Here is a 14,359-nt window from a genome sequence, read left to right on the forward strand (position 1 = left end):
CGCTTTATCTGTTTTTTATAGTTATTTGTAAAGCGTATGTGTTCTAATTGGGGGTAACTGGTATTTTTAGAATTCGGCTTCGTCTCTTGGTTTTATACAAATAATGGTTGAAAATGTGCTGAAGCCCACCACATTTGTCCACTCACATTTTCTCAATAAACATATAAAAAAGTATGTCAAAAAGTTTAATACTTTTTTAGATGACTTTTTGGTAAAAAATTAAGGAGTGATGGAAATGAAAAACTATATGAATAATTTTGTGAAAACTAATCTCGGTTTTATAAATAGTCCTAAAACTGAAAAGAAGCATATGGCACCTAAAAAGCACGCAATGGTACATGAAAAGTGCCCGCCACAAAAACCAGGTGATCTAGCAAAGGTAACAGCTATTGATTGTACGTCCGTCGATTTTGATCTAGAAGGCAATGAATTAAATGTTCCTGTAATTGATACGGCTGTTGCTTTAGCTGAAATTGAATTAACAGCTAATGTCGAGGCTGATATTCACCTCCCAACTCCAGCAAGTGAAATCAAAAATATCCGTAAAAATGTTTCCTTAACACAATGTAAAGCAGTTCCATCCCTTTCAGGTCCTGGTTTCGTAAGTTTATTTATCACAGGTTTCATTCACAAGAACATTCAATATTCTGATCGAAGTGGTTATATCCGCGACTATCATGTAGATGTTCCGTTTAGCTGTAATCAAACAGTAGAATTGGTTAATCCGACTGATACTGCTTTCTCCAGCCTCAAAAATACTGTTGTTGAAAGAAGAGAGCGTGCGAAAAAAGGGTTTGGAGCAGATCGTTGCTCACATTCCCAAATTAATTTCGAATTCTTTAATGAGCCGATTGATTGTAAATTGTTAGCAGCATTTATTAATGAAGTAGACTTATTAAAAAAGTTTGATAAGTATGGGCACTTTAATAAAATCACTGAGAAAATGGAAGTTGTCCTTTTCATAAAGTTATTACAAAATCAACAAGTAGCTTTAACTATAGATGATAATGAGGATTGTAAGAGTTATGATACAGGAACAACTATAAGTGCACGATTACGAGAGTTAAGAGATAGAATTTAATTATTCTAAAAAGGGAGTTGTCTCAAAAGTACGATTAGGTAAGGGGAGGGCAATGTCCTGCTCGTTGGCCAGCCTGTTATGAGAAAATAGCTCATAACAGGCTTTAAAAGATAGTGACGGCTTAGCTCAGTGCTTCGAGGATGTTTCAAATTATTTTATACATAACTCTTTTTTATAAGAGGATTTCAAGAATTATTGATTATGTTCACCATGTTATTCATTCGATGTACAAATGTATGATTATTTAGTACTTTCTCTCTAGCATTAGCAGCTATTTCCTGACGTTTGTTGGAGTGTCTTAAATAATATTTTACTTTTTTTAGTAGTTCATCGTTGTTATTGAAAGAAACGATCTCCTTTCCAGAAAAAAAATGCTGCGGTAAATCGGGTTTAAATTCAATTAATTGAAAAGCTCCACAGCTTGCGATATCAAAAGTACGGTTATTAATGCTTTCATTTACGACTCCTCTTGTGTTTTTATTTTGTTTTAAATTAAAAGGACGATGAGTGTTAAGATTGATACTGGCACGATTGTAATGATTTTTAGTGTCAATTGGCGGAACCCAACGAGAATGGATAGTTAATTTAGAGGAGTGCTTTACCTTTCCTAACTTTTTTTCCCACTGTGAGCCAACAACTTGGATTGAAAAATTGGTTTTTTCTAAAAGAAAATGAATCATTTTAACACGTTCAGGATATGGATAACCAACTAGACAGATATCATATTCTTTTGCAGGAGTGGTTGGATAATAGATTTCGGGATCTGTCCCAAGTGGTAAGTAATACGCATGCTGATGACCAGCTTCTTTATACAGCTTCAAAGCAGCATTATCAATAGTAAACACGTAATCATAATGATCGATAAGTTTGAGACTCTGATCGATATAATAAGGATCTTCTGTCATCCAAACAGCAAGTTTAATTCCTATTTTTTTCAACCATTCTATGGTGGTAGTGGGCATTTTAAACCCGATCATCGTTATACATACATCAGGCTTAAAGGAATTTACTGCATTTTTAAGCTTTTGTTCTTCAAACAAGGAAATACATGAAACTGGATGACCTAATTTCGTTAAGGCTCGATTGATTGATTGATCAAATGATTGATAAATTTGACCATAGCCGGAGGGAATATAAAGGATTTTCATAATATACTCCTTTTAAAATAGTTTCTAACTCAATACATATGCAGGGTTTCTATAAATTATATGTTTTAAAAAATGAGATAGAGAGAGTTGGAATTTTAGGCTGTTTTTTGGATTAACCAGAGCGATAATGAAAAAGTGATTGGTCTATATGAGATATGAAATGATTTAAGGGTTAGGGAAGAATGATTTCTTAGCCTATTTATCTGTATATAAATGCTACTGTTTGAGCCCAAAATTAGAAACTTTTCTGGGGACTTGCTCCGATTTTTTGTCCTAACCATAGTTTAGTTTGACAGGTTAATATACATGAAGAGGGGCGATAGTGTAAAAAATTTATTCTATTTCAAACTCTTTAGAAGAAATCGATAATATTACTTTTGGCGTTCCCGTAAAGATTGTTTTGATCATCACTTTAGTTATCTAGGAGGGAACGCTTACAGGAGTTGGGATCATGCGGACTATTGTATTCATTGATACAAATAAATCAGGTTCAAGCAGGGAAGCGATAAAGGCCGCTGAGCGACTTGGCTACTTAACAGTACTTTTCACCAAAAAAAAGAGGTTCTTGACACAACGAACTGAATTTCCTGATGTACATCAGATGTATTATGTGAACAAAATGGAGATCAATCTCTTAAAGGAAAAGATACATTTTCTTCAAAGACAAGGGAAACAGATCGTTGCTGTACTTAGTTTTGTTGACCCATTTGTTCAAATCGCAGCTCAACTGTCAGCGTTGTATTGTGACTCATTATTTGACATACATGCTATTTCAAAAATGGAGGATAAGATTCAAACGCGGAAAGCTTTAGAAGGTCTATCACTTTCTCCTTTTTATACAGTGATTAATCGGAATGTGAATAAGGCCGTTCACCTTACCAAGTACAATTCTTCTTTACCTTTGATTGTGAAAGCACCTATATCAACAGGTTCCAAGGATGTCTTGTATGTAGAAGATCAGCGGCAATTATTGAAAGCCGTTCAAACGATAAAGGATAAATACCGTAATCAACCAGTTCTTCTTGAAGAATTTTTAGATGGACCCCAATTTTTGTTAGAAGTTTTAGTACAAAACGGTAAGGGGCATCTTGTTGCAGTAATTGAACAAGAAATTTCCAAACTAGATCGTTTTATTGTGACTGGGTATGGGCTGCTGGCCACAGTTGAAAAAAATTTAAAAGAAAGTCTTGAATATGTAGTAGATACGGTTGTAAAAGCATTTAACATGCAGAATGGAACGTTTCATTTAGAGTTGAAGTATGTTAATCATCAATGGAAATTAATTGAAATCAATCCGAGAATTTCAGGAGGTGTGATGAACCGGCTTATTGAGGAAGCATATGGTATAAATCTGGTTGAAGAAACGATTCAGTTATATACCGGGCAGACCGCTTCGCTTCGTAAACAACACTCAAAATTTGTTTATGCACATTACATGGTAGTAAATTCAAAAGGAAGGTTGAGAAAAGTAACAGGAAAACAGCGAGCGTTACGTCACGCGGGAGTAGAAGAAGTATATATTAAACCTCGTAAAGGAGCGTTTTTGACTCCGCCTTTATCAATGGGGCATAGGTGTGGTTACGTATTAGCTTCAGCTGACACATTAACTGAAGCAAAAAAAATTGCTCAAAACGCTGCAAAAGAAATTCATTTTCACTTGGAACAGATTTAGAGTGAAGGGAGGTCAATGAATATTGGTAACGGTAGGGATGTTGTCACACCGCAAAGACCCAAGAACGGTATTTAAATCCTATGCTTATGCGGCTGCCGCAAAAATGGAGGGAGTAAACTTTTATTTTTTCTCACCTGCCCGTGTCAATTTTAATGAACGAAACATCAAAGGGTGGGTTTATGAGAACGGACAATGGATCCAAAAAAAGGTACCTTTTCCTGATGTCATCTACAATTCTAGTCCGCCGCAAACGGAAAAACAGGAGGAGATTGTTGATAGATTACGTGAGATCATTCCGTTTACAAGCCATTCAATAGGGAATAAACTGGATGTTTATTATAAAATAAAGAACGCAAATTTATTTGCTCAATATTTAATTCCCTATCTTGAGATTACTAAACCTCAAGATGTGCTGAAGTTTCTTACCCATTACAATGAAATTGTTATAAAGCCACTAAATGGACATCAAGGACAAAATATTCTCTATATTAGTGGAAATGGAAAAAGGATAAATGTGCAACAAAATAAGAAGACGTTAGTAATGAATAGAACTGAATTTGAAAATTTTATTAAGGATCTTATTAAAAATATGTCTTATTTTGCACAGGTATTTATTAATTCGAAAACCAAAAGAGGTTTGGCTACTCACTTTCGCTTGCATACACAAAAAAATGCTGAAGGAGAATGGCGCTTAACTACAATTTTTCCATGTATTGCTCAACAAGGGATTGTCGCTAATTTAAGTAATGGTGGGTATACAATGATGTTTGAAGAATTTATTAAACAGGAGTTTGATAATGAATATTATAATATAAAAAGGTATTTGGAAGTATTTTCCACGAATTTCACAAAACACTTCGACAGTTTGTATGATAATAGATTAGATGAACTTGGCATTGATGTCGGTTTGGATAAAAACCATAAAATCTGGATTTTTGAAGTGAATTGGAGGCCTGGTACTCCTCCTACTTTTTCTCTTGAGTTAGATGTTGCAAAGCAAATGATCCGTTACGCTCGGTATTTAGCCGAGAAAAAGCAGATACGCTAGAAGGAAGTTTAGGAAGCTGTGATCGTAAAAGAATGCTTAAACTTGTCAAATAGTTTATGTAGGACTGTAATAAAGATCGACAGGATTCAAAAAAAGCATGAATGTACTTCAGATAGAGTTATCACGCCACTTATCTTATTCAATAAAGACTTTACACCGTTTAAAGCTTTTGGAAATGTAGGGGATGTTGAGGATGATTGCTTTGGATGTTTTGAGACTAGTATATTTAAGATAGAAGAGGTTTGTAAAGCTTCTTGTTGTGGGATATTGTCATTGTTTCGTCCTATTGATGAAAATGGTTGTTTAGCAAAATCTATTTGTGAAGCTTTTCGTTTAGAGGAAACTGATTTTTGTGTAGAAGTTGATTTTCATTGTTTTTGTGCTCTCCAAAGGTTATCAATGGCGCTCGTTAACAGACCTTTTGGCGGTATTCATCCAAAGTGAATATACGAAAAATAGGATAGGATAATCACTATCCTGTTTTTATGCGCCTGGGCTCGAACTGTGTAAGAAGTTCTTCTTTGGTTTTTCTCTTTTTTAGACTTTTAAAGACTATTGTTATAAATGTGTTGAAGCCTACTACGTTTATTTGTCACTTTTATTCCTATACAAGCATATAAAATACTATGTCAAAAAGATTCTCTATCTCTACTTTCAGGTTTTTTTTTATAGAAAAGTAAGGAGTGACGGGGTCATCCATAAGAATATTCAACTTTCTCAACTCTAAACGGGAAGTTAGTTTCTTATAATCAGAAAAACACTATTCAAACAATAGAAGATGAGGAGATGATATACTTGTTTTTTGCTGGAAAAAAATATAGTGGATGCTGTCCAATTTATCCGGTACCAAAAGCGAAAAAACAAAAATGCATCTGTCCGCCTGGTCCACGGGGAGCTACCGGGCCAGCAGGACCCCAAGGAGCACGAGGAGCACGAGGAGCACGAGGAGCACAGGGACCAGTAGGAGCTACCGGGCCAGCAGGACCCCAAGGAGAACAAGGAGCAGCTGGAGGAGTCTTAGCTTTCGCCGATTTTTATGCGTTGATGCCCCCTGATAATGCAGCAACAGTTGCTACCGGTGGAGATGTAGATTTTCCGCAAAATGGACCCATTAGTCCCGGGGGGTTGATTTCCCGCATTAGTGCCGATCAATTTAACTTGGCTGAAATAGGCACATATCAGGTCTTGTTTCAGGTGAGTGTGGACGAACCGGGCCAACTGGTTTTAACTCTCAATGACATTGAACAACCCTATACGGTGGTCGGGCGAGCAACTGGGACTTCTCAGATAGTAGGAATGGCCCTTGTGCAAACGACCACTGACAATACAATCCTCACTGTACGAAATCCTGCTATCAATCCTATTGCACTAACCATTACCCCTTACGCTGGAACAGCAGCAGGTACAACGCCTGTTTCAGCACACCTTGTCATCACGCGACTCCAATAGACAGGGAAAATAGAAGCACCTACTTATTCTATACCAAGCCGAGCTGTAGGCTGGTTTGTAGTTAGCTTGCGAGTCTATAATTGTCCTCTCAGTGTAAATTGTAATTGAAATAAGCGAATGTTTATGGGGGCTATAGAGATATGTGTAGAAAAGGGTTATAGACTGAATTTCGTATAGACTATCTTAGGTAGGTCACGAGTTTACATGTGTTATGAGTCATATTTATAGAAACAGGCAACTTATTATTATGGTCCCCGTTCGTAAAATACACTTTTACAACGGGCCTTTTTTTATTCTATATTTTTCTTAACACGACGTTCAACTTAGAATTTTGGAGTAATTAAAAGCTGAAAAGTCTATTGGATAGATAGAAGATACACCACTTTCGTTAAACCTAAGTGAATTACCGTATACGGAACCAGACGTATGGTGTTGTGAGAGGTAGGAGGCTAGTCGTCTCCTCCTACTCGATTAGTATTAAATTAAGATCATTATAGTTTGGTATAATGATTCAAGTGCTTGTTAACCAATAACAACATTAACTATCTTGATGTTTCATTAGTTACAGAACATTATGAACTCATATTAAAGTTGTTATATTAATTTACAACGTTGTTATTGATAGGCTGACATAAAGTTATCTGATTAACAATACACTAATTAATACTAATCTTCTGAAAGGAACCCGGCCATGAACAAAACAGGAGAAGTCCTATGGAAACTAAATCGCTTAGTCTTTTCTATCACTCTAGTGGGCTATAAAGTATGTGAACCGACTTGGTATCATCCCAAAAGACAGCAATCCTTTTATTCTCTTTGGTTTATTTCAAAGGGGAAGGGTGAGTTTATTATAAATGGAACAAGCTATCCAGTCGAAGCTGGGAAGTTGTTTTTCTTTGAGCCGAGTATGATTTGTGAACGGTCGACGGATCCAGATGATCCGCTTGAATATTATTTTATCCGCTTTACGTATGCTGCTGCGTTTGTTGATAAAGAAAAATGGAACTTTAGTGAGGAAACAGACATTCCTTTTCCTCTATCGGGTATGTATAATATTCAAAATCCGCCGCACGTAATGAACTTAATTGAACAAATTCATACTTTGAGGAAGAAAAGAGGGGCAACAGTTGCGATGAAACGGAAGCTGCTGTTTCTAGATTTACTGTTAACGATCATTCAAGATTTCAGGTCGCAAAAAATCACAGGTAATACAACGAATGCGATTGATGCGACGGTTGATTATTTAACCGCTCATTATCAAGACAATATTACGGTAGATGCTTTAGCTAAGCAAGCTGGAATGAGTGTTAGTCATTATTCAAGGCTTTTTAAGAAGTATATCGGTTACAGTCCAATGGATTACTTGCGACATGTCCGAATGGATCGAGCGAAAGAATTAATCGTCCTTTCTGATTTTCGCTTGAAATCAATTGCTCAAAGTGTCGGCTTTCAAGATGAGTTTTATTTTAGTCGGATTTTAAAAAAAGTGGTAGGAGTGTCGCCCACTGAGTTTGCCAAGCGACACAAAACAAAGGAGACACTCCCAAGAAAATAAGTTACACATTTGAAGAAACGACGCTATTGTTTGTTATGGACTCTTTATTTTGTATTTGATGGAGCCTGTAATAAATTCCTTTATGTTTCAGTAACTGGTGATGATTACCTGTTTCTTGAATTTCTCCTTTATCCATTACAATAATTCGATTTGCATGCTGAACCGTTGAGAGTCTATGGGCAACGATAATGGTTGTTCGGTTCTTTGAAATCCGTTTTAGTGCTTGTTGAACAAGTTCTTCTGTTTCTGTATCAATGTTTGCCGTTGCTTCATCTAAAATTAACACATCAGGGTTGAATACTAAGGCACGTAAGAACGATAAAAGTTGTCGTTGGCCGCTTGATAATATGACAACCCTGTTCGCCGAGTAACGTCTGGTACCCTTCAGGTAAGCTTGAGATAAAGTCATCAAGCCCTATTAACGATGTCATTTTTTTTACTTCCTCTTCGCTAAGGTTAAGGTGCAGACGAATGTTGTGGAGAACCGTTCTTGTGAAGATAAATGGATCCTGCTGAATGACCCCAACTTTTGTTCGCAAATCTTCAACTTTGACTTGCTTTACATCCATCCCATCTACTTTAATCGTACCTGTTTGGATATCGTAAAATCGATTGATTAAGTTAATAATGGAACTTTTTCCTGCACCAGTTGCGCCGACAAATGCAACGGTTTCCCCCGGTTTGATGCGAAAGCTAATATCTTTTAGCACCCATTCAGGTTCTTGATAGGCAAACCAAACGTGTTCAAAATTGATCTGACCATTAATTTTCTCTGGCAAAAGCTCAGCATTTGGATGATTCGTAATTTCTGGTTTTTCCTCAATCATTTCAAATACTCGTTCTGCTGAGGCAAAGGCTGTTTGGATTTGATTATAACGATCCGCAAGTGCCATTAACGGTTGAAAAAATTGACGGATATAATGAGTAAAGGCATACACAACCCCAAATGTCAGGGCGTTATCTAATATAGCGATTCCACCGTACCAAATAATAACGGCAAGTGCTACATTTCCAAGAAAACCTATGGCCGGGTTGAAAATAGAGTTCACAATCGTCGCACGCATCCCAGCACGGTAATGTTCTTCATTTAATTGATCAAATTGTTCAATTTGTTTCTTTTCTCTCGTGAATAGCTGAATGATACGCATTCCTGATAAATTCTCTGCTAAGTTTGAATTTAAGCGAGAAAGCAGGAGGCGCGTATACCTATGGGCTTGACGAATGAGCTTTTTGTAGAAGATAACCATCACAATCAAAATGGGGATGACGGTAAAACTAAGTAATGTAAGCTTCACACTCATGTGTAACAAAATCGCGATAATCCCAATTAAAATTAATACTTCTTTAACGAGGTTTACGATGACTTGTGAGTAAAGCTGGTTTAACGCTTCCGTATCATGAGTGACCCTTGTTACTAGTCTGCCGACTGGGTTACGATCAAAGAATTGCATGTGCATTTTGGAAAGATGACGGAAGATCTTTTGTCTAATGTCAAAAATGATTGATTGACCGGTAAACTGTAACAATCTGTCTTGAAAATAGGTTAGAAGCGCGGCGCACACTACAGTTAGTAAAAAGACAACGGCAATTAACATAAATCCTTGAAAACTGTCTTGAGTGGACGTTTGAACGGTTAAATAATCGTCAATCGCTACTTTAATCAAATACGGCTGAGCTAACGTGGCACCAACAAATAAAGCTGCTAAAAAAAAGGAAATCGCAATTTTCTTCCAATAGGGCTTTGCAAAAGCTAATAGCTTCATTAATAATTGACGATCGACGACACTTGCGGACTGTTTCTCCTCATGTATGTTCACCAGTTACCTCCTAATTCTCTTTATTTTGAACTGGGGTAGCTTTCGTTTCGATTCTTCTAGATGTGGCAATGTTTGTTTTTCGTACACGCTCTGATAAATCCCGTTTTTTTGAATCAGACTTTCGTGTGTACCACGTTCAACAATTTCTCCCTGATCCATGACGATAATTTGGTCAGCATGTTTAATAGAAGAAATTCGATGACTAACGATGATCGTTGTACAGCCGTTCATTTTCTTTTTCATTCCTTGTAAAATTTTTTCTTCTGTTTCTGCGTCTACAGCTGATAAACTATCGTCAAAAACAAGTACAGAAGCATCTTTTATAAGTGCTCTAGCAATGCTAATTCTTTGTCTTTGTCCACCTGATAATGAAATTCCTCGTTCTCCTAAAGCGGTTTCAAATTGGTTAGGGAACTCAATAATGTTGTGATGAACTTGAGCAAGTTTTGATACTTCTACAACTTGGTTATTTGTATAGGGGACCGGGTCAAAGGCAATGTTTTCTCCAATTGTTGATGAAAAGAGAAAGTTCTCCTGTGGAACGATCCCAATTGATTTTCTCAGTGTTTTTAATGGAATTTGAAATGAATCATGTCCATCAATGAAAATAGTCTCTTTTGGAGGGTTATACATTCGTAATAGCAGGTTCACAAGTGTTGTTTTGCCACTGCCAACTCTTCCTACAATCGCAAGACTGCTTCCTTTGGGGACGTCTAAGTTAATATTTTTTAGAGTAATTTCATTACTTCCAGGATAAGAAAAGCTGAGATTTTGAATGTGAATGTCGCCTTCAATGGTTACGTGAGGAATGTCTTTCTCATCTTTTACTTCAGACTCAGTAGTTAAGATTTTTCGTAATCGAAAATTAGCTGCCCATCCACGTTGAAGAATATTAAACACTTTCCCAAGATTTTCAACGGGAGCAATAAGCAAAGATAAATACGTATTAAAAGCGACAAATTCTCCAAGTGAAATCGTGTTATTCATAACAAGCATTGCTTCTAAGAAGATTGAGATCAGATAGCTCACACCAACAATCGCGATACTAACAGCATTAAAAAGGGAATTCGTTTGAATTAATCGTTTATTCGCATAAACATTTTTATCGTTGTCTTCTTCAAACTTCGCTAATTCGTGCTTTTCTTGACTATACGCTTTCACCACTCGAATTCCGGAGCGAAATTCTTGAACTGTACTCGTCAAATTGCTGATCGCTTCTTGAACTTTTGTTGAGCGATCTTGAATTTGATAGCGAAATTTATAGGCTAAGTACGTTAATCCTGGCAGTGGAAGGATAACAAGCAATGTTAACCAAACATTGATCGAAAAAGCCATCGCTGTAACAGCAACAGTAATAAGGATGACTACCTCAATGGATAGAAAGACCCCTCCCATAGCTACTTCGCGAATGATGTTGACATCATTGATAGCATGAGACATTAAATCGCCAATTCGCTGTTTGTTATAGTATTGCGAAGGCAGTTTCATCCAATGTGTAAAAAGACGACGTCTCACGCGTTTTTCTAACATTCTAGATAACCGGAAAATATAAATCCGACTGCACGTGCGAAAAAAAGCCACACCGAATCCTACAGCAATAACACTTAAAGCTAATGTAAGGAGGAGATCTGTTGAGAGGGTAAAGTCTTGAATACTATCTGTGAACCGTTCCAAAAGAACAGGGATAAGGAGTTGAAATAAACAAGAGATGGACAATAAGATCACACCAAGAAAATACTGCCATTTATGTTTAACAATGTGCTGCTTTACAATTGAGCTAGACTCCAAGGGACATTCCTCCTTTTCATTTTTCAGGTTATTGAGTGTTTATTAAGAATAAATGGAAATCTTTACTGAAACCATGGATTTCTTTATCAGCTTACATGGACTTTCCTGCTATTTGATTAATAGGCGTATGGCAATTTGTTGCAGTGTGATAGAATACTTATAAATGCATCGGGTATCGAAGTGTCCGAACGAGTTCGGTTTTTGGCTTGTCTTAGTATTCATGGTTAAGGGGAATTGAGAGATGCTTCATAATAAATGCTTCTTGTAACAACGTTGTTAGTTGAAGGGAAGCGTGATTTTACTAAATTAATAGAAAGAAGATGGGAACTATGGGTGAGCAGCTAGAGAGAGGACTTTCCACGAGAAACATTTTATTGTTTTTTGTTCCACTTGGTTTGTCGGCTAGTTTAGTTACGTTATCTCATATGATTATCAATGGGACATTAACGAGGGGAGAAAATGCGGAAACGATTATTGCAAGTTATGCCATTGCGATGAGCTTATTTGCGATTATGGAACGTTTAGGTGTGTTATTACGTAATACATGTTCAGCATTAGTACGCGATAAAGTGTCGTTTAAGGCAATGTCGATGGTGGCAGTTTATGTAGTATCTAGTCTGATGATGATCTCGGCAACCATTGCGTATACACCTATTGGGAGATGGATCTTTTCTCGTTTATTCGGTGCAGATCCGACTATGATTGATCAAATTGTAAACGTCTATCAAATACTAATCATTGTCACGTTTTTCTCTGCCATTCGTTGCTTGTTTCAAGGGGTCATTATCTTAAACAAGCAAACAAAATGGTTAACGATCGGCATGGTTATTCGGTTAATTGTTATGTATCTATTATCATTAGTGTTTATTCATATAGGTTACATTACTGCTCAAACTGGGGCAATTATCTTTTTGGCCGGGATGATGGTTGAGAGTCTCATTAGCTTTTTAGAGGGGCGTGTTTTAGTAAAGAAAATGGTTCAGAAAAAAGAAAACCATCGAATTACGAAAAAAGAACCTATTTTTCGTTTTTATACACCGCTAATTTTATCATCTCTTGTCATTGTTATGGTTGGTCCTGTGATTAATGTCTTCTTAGGTAAGACGAATGAGATTGAACTAGCAATTGCGTCTTATGCTATTGCATTAAGTATTACACAGCTATTTTTAAGCTTCTTTACTTATACTCATCAAATCGTTCTTACTTTTTATAAAGATCATCCTCAAAAAGTTAACCAATTTACGATGATGGTTGGATTTATTCCGACTGTGTTGTTAGCTATTTTTTGTTTTACTCCTATAGGTGCCTTTTTCATTGAGGTCGTCTTAGGAGCGAATGATCGTTTAGTAGAAGCGAGTTTACAGAGCCTGAAAGTGTTTATGTTGATGACACTTGTTTTTCCTTTTGTTGACTTTTGTAATGGCTTGTTAATGTTACGAAGTGAAACAAAAGTAATGGTTCTCTCTCAATCGGCTAATTTAGGGTTAACGTTTATTGTTTTATTGATTGTGTCAGGGTTGGCCCCAAATTGGAATGGGATGATCGGTGCGTTAGCCCAATCAGTCGGAATGTTAGCAGAGTTGTGCGTCTTGCTTTTGATTCTTGTGAGAAGTTCAAATAAGGTGGTGCAAAAAAGAATCTATCAACCAAGGAAAAGCAAATCTGTAAGCCGATAATTTTAAAAAGGACGACTATACGTATCAATTAATCGGTCAAAAACTGGTGTCCATTGTTTGGTGGGCCCGCCTGTTCCATAGTAGATCCCAATCTTCTTTTGTTTTGGTGTAATTTTTTTTAATGTATTTTGGAAAACACGTAACTCCTTATCAAAATCAATATGATTGGGGTGTGTTATAGGCAGTCTTAGTTTCCTTCCATTTGGATCAAGGAAATCACCATCTTGACCTCGTTTTAAATAAAATAAAGACCATGAACCTGCCGAAGGGGTAACGGGATTATTGGGTGGTCTTGTTTCCCCTGCGTAAGGTATTTCTGTCCAGCGTAAATAGTTTTTTCTCAATCTTATCACCTCTAATTATTCATAGTTTATTTTATGAAAAATAAGTAGATGGGAGTGGACTATTCAGGGTATAAATAAAAAATTAATGTTCTATACAGTCAGCACATTTTAGCTTAAGATGTATAATTTGACACAAAACCGAGAGTGAAATACAGTAAGTAGTGTTAGTTATTCCTCAGTTGAACTAATATAAATTCGATGAAATTGGGATTATAAGTACAGGAGTGTGATACAAGATGGCAAAAATCGTAATTATTTCAGGTGGTCCTTCTAAAACAACAAGACTAAAAGGGATTATTGATTATGCTTATAATTTTCTTAGTGAGAAAGGCTTAACAGTCGAAGAACTACATGTAATCGACATACCCGCTGAAGATTTAATTTTAGCAAAATACAATAGTGAAGCGATTTTAGCAGCGAATGCCAAGGTTGCAGAAGCTGACGCTGTTATTGTTGCAAGTCAAGTGTACAAGGCGTCGTTTACAGGGATTTTAAAAACGTATTTAGATTTATTACCGCAAAAAGGGTTGGAGAATAAAATTGTGTTGCCGCTCATGCTCGGTGGTACCATTTCTCATCTATTAGCAATTGATTATAGTTTAAAACCAGTCTTATCCTCACTCGGCGCACAAAACATGATTAAAGGTGTATTCACATTGGATACTTGCATTGAGCGTGGAGAAGATGGAAGTACGACGATTGAGCAAGAAGCTAAAGATCGTTTAGAGAAAGCTTTTACAGATTTAGCAAATGAAATTAAAAAACAAACTGTATTGTAATT

Annotated in this window: 13 protein-coding genes; 8 read left to right on the forward strand and 5 right to left on the reverse strand. The window is 36.5% G+C overall.

Annotated elements, in window-relative coordinates; genetic code table 11:
- Positions 1–235 precede the first annotated feature (235 nt).
- A complete protein-coding gene (locus SAZ04_RS10720) occupies positions 236–1,081 on the forward strand; it encodes a CsxC family protein (protein ID WP_332694904.1) in 846 nt (281 codons plus the stop codon).
- A 185-nt stretch (positions 1,082–1,266) separates the two neighbouring features.
- Here the strand turns inward: SAZ04_RS10720 and SAZ04_RS10725 are convergent, their stop codons facing one another.
- The gene (locus SAZ04_RS10725) at positions 1,267–2,229 is read right to left on the reverse strand and encodes a CgeB family protein (RefSeq protein WP_332694906.1); all 963 of its coding nucleotides are present in this window, start codon (positions 2,227–2,229) and stop codon (positions 1,267–1,269) included.
- Between the two features lie 451 nt (positions 2,230–2,680).
- On the opposite strand from SAZ04_RS10725, the gene SAZ04_RS10730 reads away from it, so the two are divergent.
- The 5 genes from SAZ04_RS10730 to SAZ04_RS10750 all read left to right on the forward strand — a co-directional run bounded on the left by SAZ04_RS10730 (position 2,681) and on the right by SAZ04_RS10750 (position 7,953).
- Positions 2,681–3,901, forward strand: a complete 1,221-nt coding sequence (locus SAZ04_RS10730; protein WP_332694908.1) for an ATP-grasp domain-containing protein — start codon at positions 2,681–2,683, stop codon at positions 3,899–3,901.
- Between the two features lie 22 nt (positions 3,902–3,923).
- Positions 3,924–4,949 carry a YheC/YheD family endospore coat-associated protein gene (locus tag SAZ04_RS10735; RefSeq protein WP_332694910.1) on the forward strand — a complete coding sequence of 342 codons (1,026 nt, stop codon included), beginning with the start codon at positions 3,924–3,926 and terminating at the stop codon, positions 4,947–4,949.
- 18 nt (positions 4,950–4,967) lie between these two features.
- On the forward strand, positions 4,968–5,393 hold the full coding sequence (locus SAZ04_RS10740; RefSeq protein ID WP_332694912.1) for a CotY/CotZ family spore coat protein: 426 nt from the start codon (positions 4,968–4,970) through the stop codon (positions 5,391–5,393).
- Positions 5,394–5,744: 351 nt separating this feature from the next.
- On the forward strand, positions 5,745–6,398 hold the full coding sequence (locus tag SAZ04_RS10745) for a collagen-like protein (protein WP_332694914.1): 654 nt from the start codon (positions 5,745–5,747) through the stop codon (positions 6,396–6,398).
- Between the two features lie 691 nt (positions 6,399–7,089).
- Positions 7,090–7,953, forward strand: a complete 864-nt coding sequence (locus SAZ04_RS10750; RefSeq protein WP_332694916.1) for an AraC family transcriptional regulator — start codon at positions 7,090–7,092, stop codon at positions 7,951–7,953.
- Between the two features lies 1 nt (position 7,954).
- Here SAZ04_RS10750 and SAZ04_RS10755 read toward each other — a convergent pair whose 3' ends face one another.
- The 3 genes from SAZ04_RS10755 to SAZ04_RS10765 are packed head-to-tail and all read right to left on the reverse strand — an operon-like array spanning position 7,955 to position 11,558.
- Positions 7,955–8,341 (reverse strand): ATP-binding cassette domain-containing protein, encoded by a 387-nt coding sequence (locus SAZ04_RS10755; protein ID WP_332695053.1) that lies wholly within the window; start codon positions 8,339–8,341, stop codon positions 7,955–7,957.
- Positions 8,241–9,770, reverse strand: a complete 1,530-nt coding sequence (locus tag SAZ04_RS10760; protein ID WP_332694918.1) for an ABC transporter ATP-binding protein — start codon at positions 9,768–9,770, stop codon at positions 8,241–8,243. The genes SAZ04_RS10755 and SAZ04_RS10760 overlap by 101 nt, the downstream gene beginning before the upstream one ends.
- A gap of 3 nt (positions 9,771–9,773) precedes the next feature.
- Positions 9,774–11,558, reverse strand: a complete 1,785-nt coding sequence (locus SAZ04_RS10765) for an ABC transporter ATP-binding protein (protein WP_332694920.1) — start codon at positions 11,556–11,558, stop codon at positions 9,774–9,776.
- Positions 11,559–11,887: 329 nt separating this feature from the next.
- On the opposite strand from SAZ04_RS10765, the gene SAZ04_RS10770 reads away from it, so the two are divergent.
- Positions 11,888–13,234, forward strand: a complete 1,347-nt coding sequence (locus SAZ04_RS10770) for a multi antimicrobial extrusion protein MatE (protein ID WP_332694922.1) — start codon at positions 11,888–11,890, stop codon at positions 13,232–13,234.
- Positions 13,235–13,236: 2 nt separating this feature from the next.
- Here the strand turns inward: SAZ04_RS10770 and SAZ04_RS10775 are convergent, their stop codons facing one another.
- Positions 13,237–13,578 (reverse strand): hypothetical protein, encoded by a 342-nt coding sequence (locus SAZ04_RS10775; protein ID WP_332694924.1) that lies wholly within the window; start codon positions 13,576–13,578, stop codon positions 13,237–13,239.
- A 236-nt stretch (positions 13,579–13,814) separates the two neighbouring features.
- Between SAZ04_RS10775 and ssuE the strand changes: the two genes are divergently transcribed.
- Positions 13,815–14,357, forward strand: coding sequence for an NADPH-dependent FMN reductase (gene ssuE, locus SAZ04_RS10780; protein ID WP_332694926.1), 543 nt, complete (start codon positions 13,815–13,817; stop codon positions 14,355–14,357).
- Positions 14,358–14,359: the final 2 nt, after the last annotated feature.

Origin of the sequence: Halalkalibacter lacteus (assembly GCF_036663595.1) — a bacterium.
Taxonomy (GTDB): domain Bacteria; phylum Bacillota; class Bacilli; order Bacillales; family Bacillaceae_D; genus Halalkalibacter; species Halalkalibacter lacteus.

Bases quoted from the DNA above. Each gene is read 5' to 3' on its own strand.
- SAZ04_RS10720 (WP_332694904.1), top strand. From the start codon at position 236: ATGAAAAACTATATGAATAATTTTGTGAAAACTAATCTCGGTTTTATA.
- SAZ04_RS10725 (WP_332694906.1), bottom strand. From the start codon at position 2,229: ATGAAAATCCTTTATATTCCCTCCGGCTATGGTCAAATTTATCAATCA.
- SAZ04_RS10730 (WP_332694908.1), top strand. From the start codon at position 2,681: ATGCGGACTATTGTATTCATTGATACAAATAAATCAGGTTCAAGCAGG.
- SAZ04_RS10750 (WP_332694916.1), top strand. From the start codon at position 7,090: ATGAACAAAACAGGAGAAGTCCTATGGAAACTAAATCGCTTAGTCTTT.
- SAZ04_RS10770 (WP_332694922.1), top strand. From the start codon at position 11,888: ATGGGTGAGCAGCTAGAGAGAGGACTTTCCACGAGAAACATTTTATTG.
- ssuE (WP_332694926.1), top strand. From the start codon at position 13,815: ATGGCAAAAATCGTAATTATTTCAGGTGGTCCTTCTAAAACAACAAGA.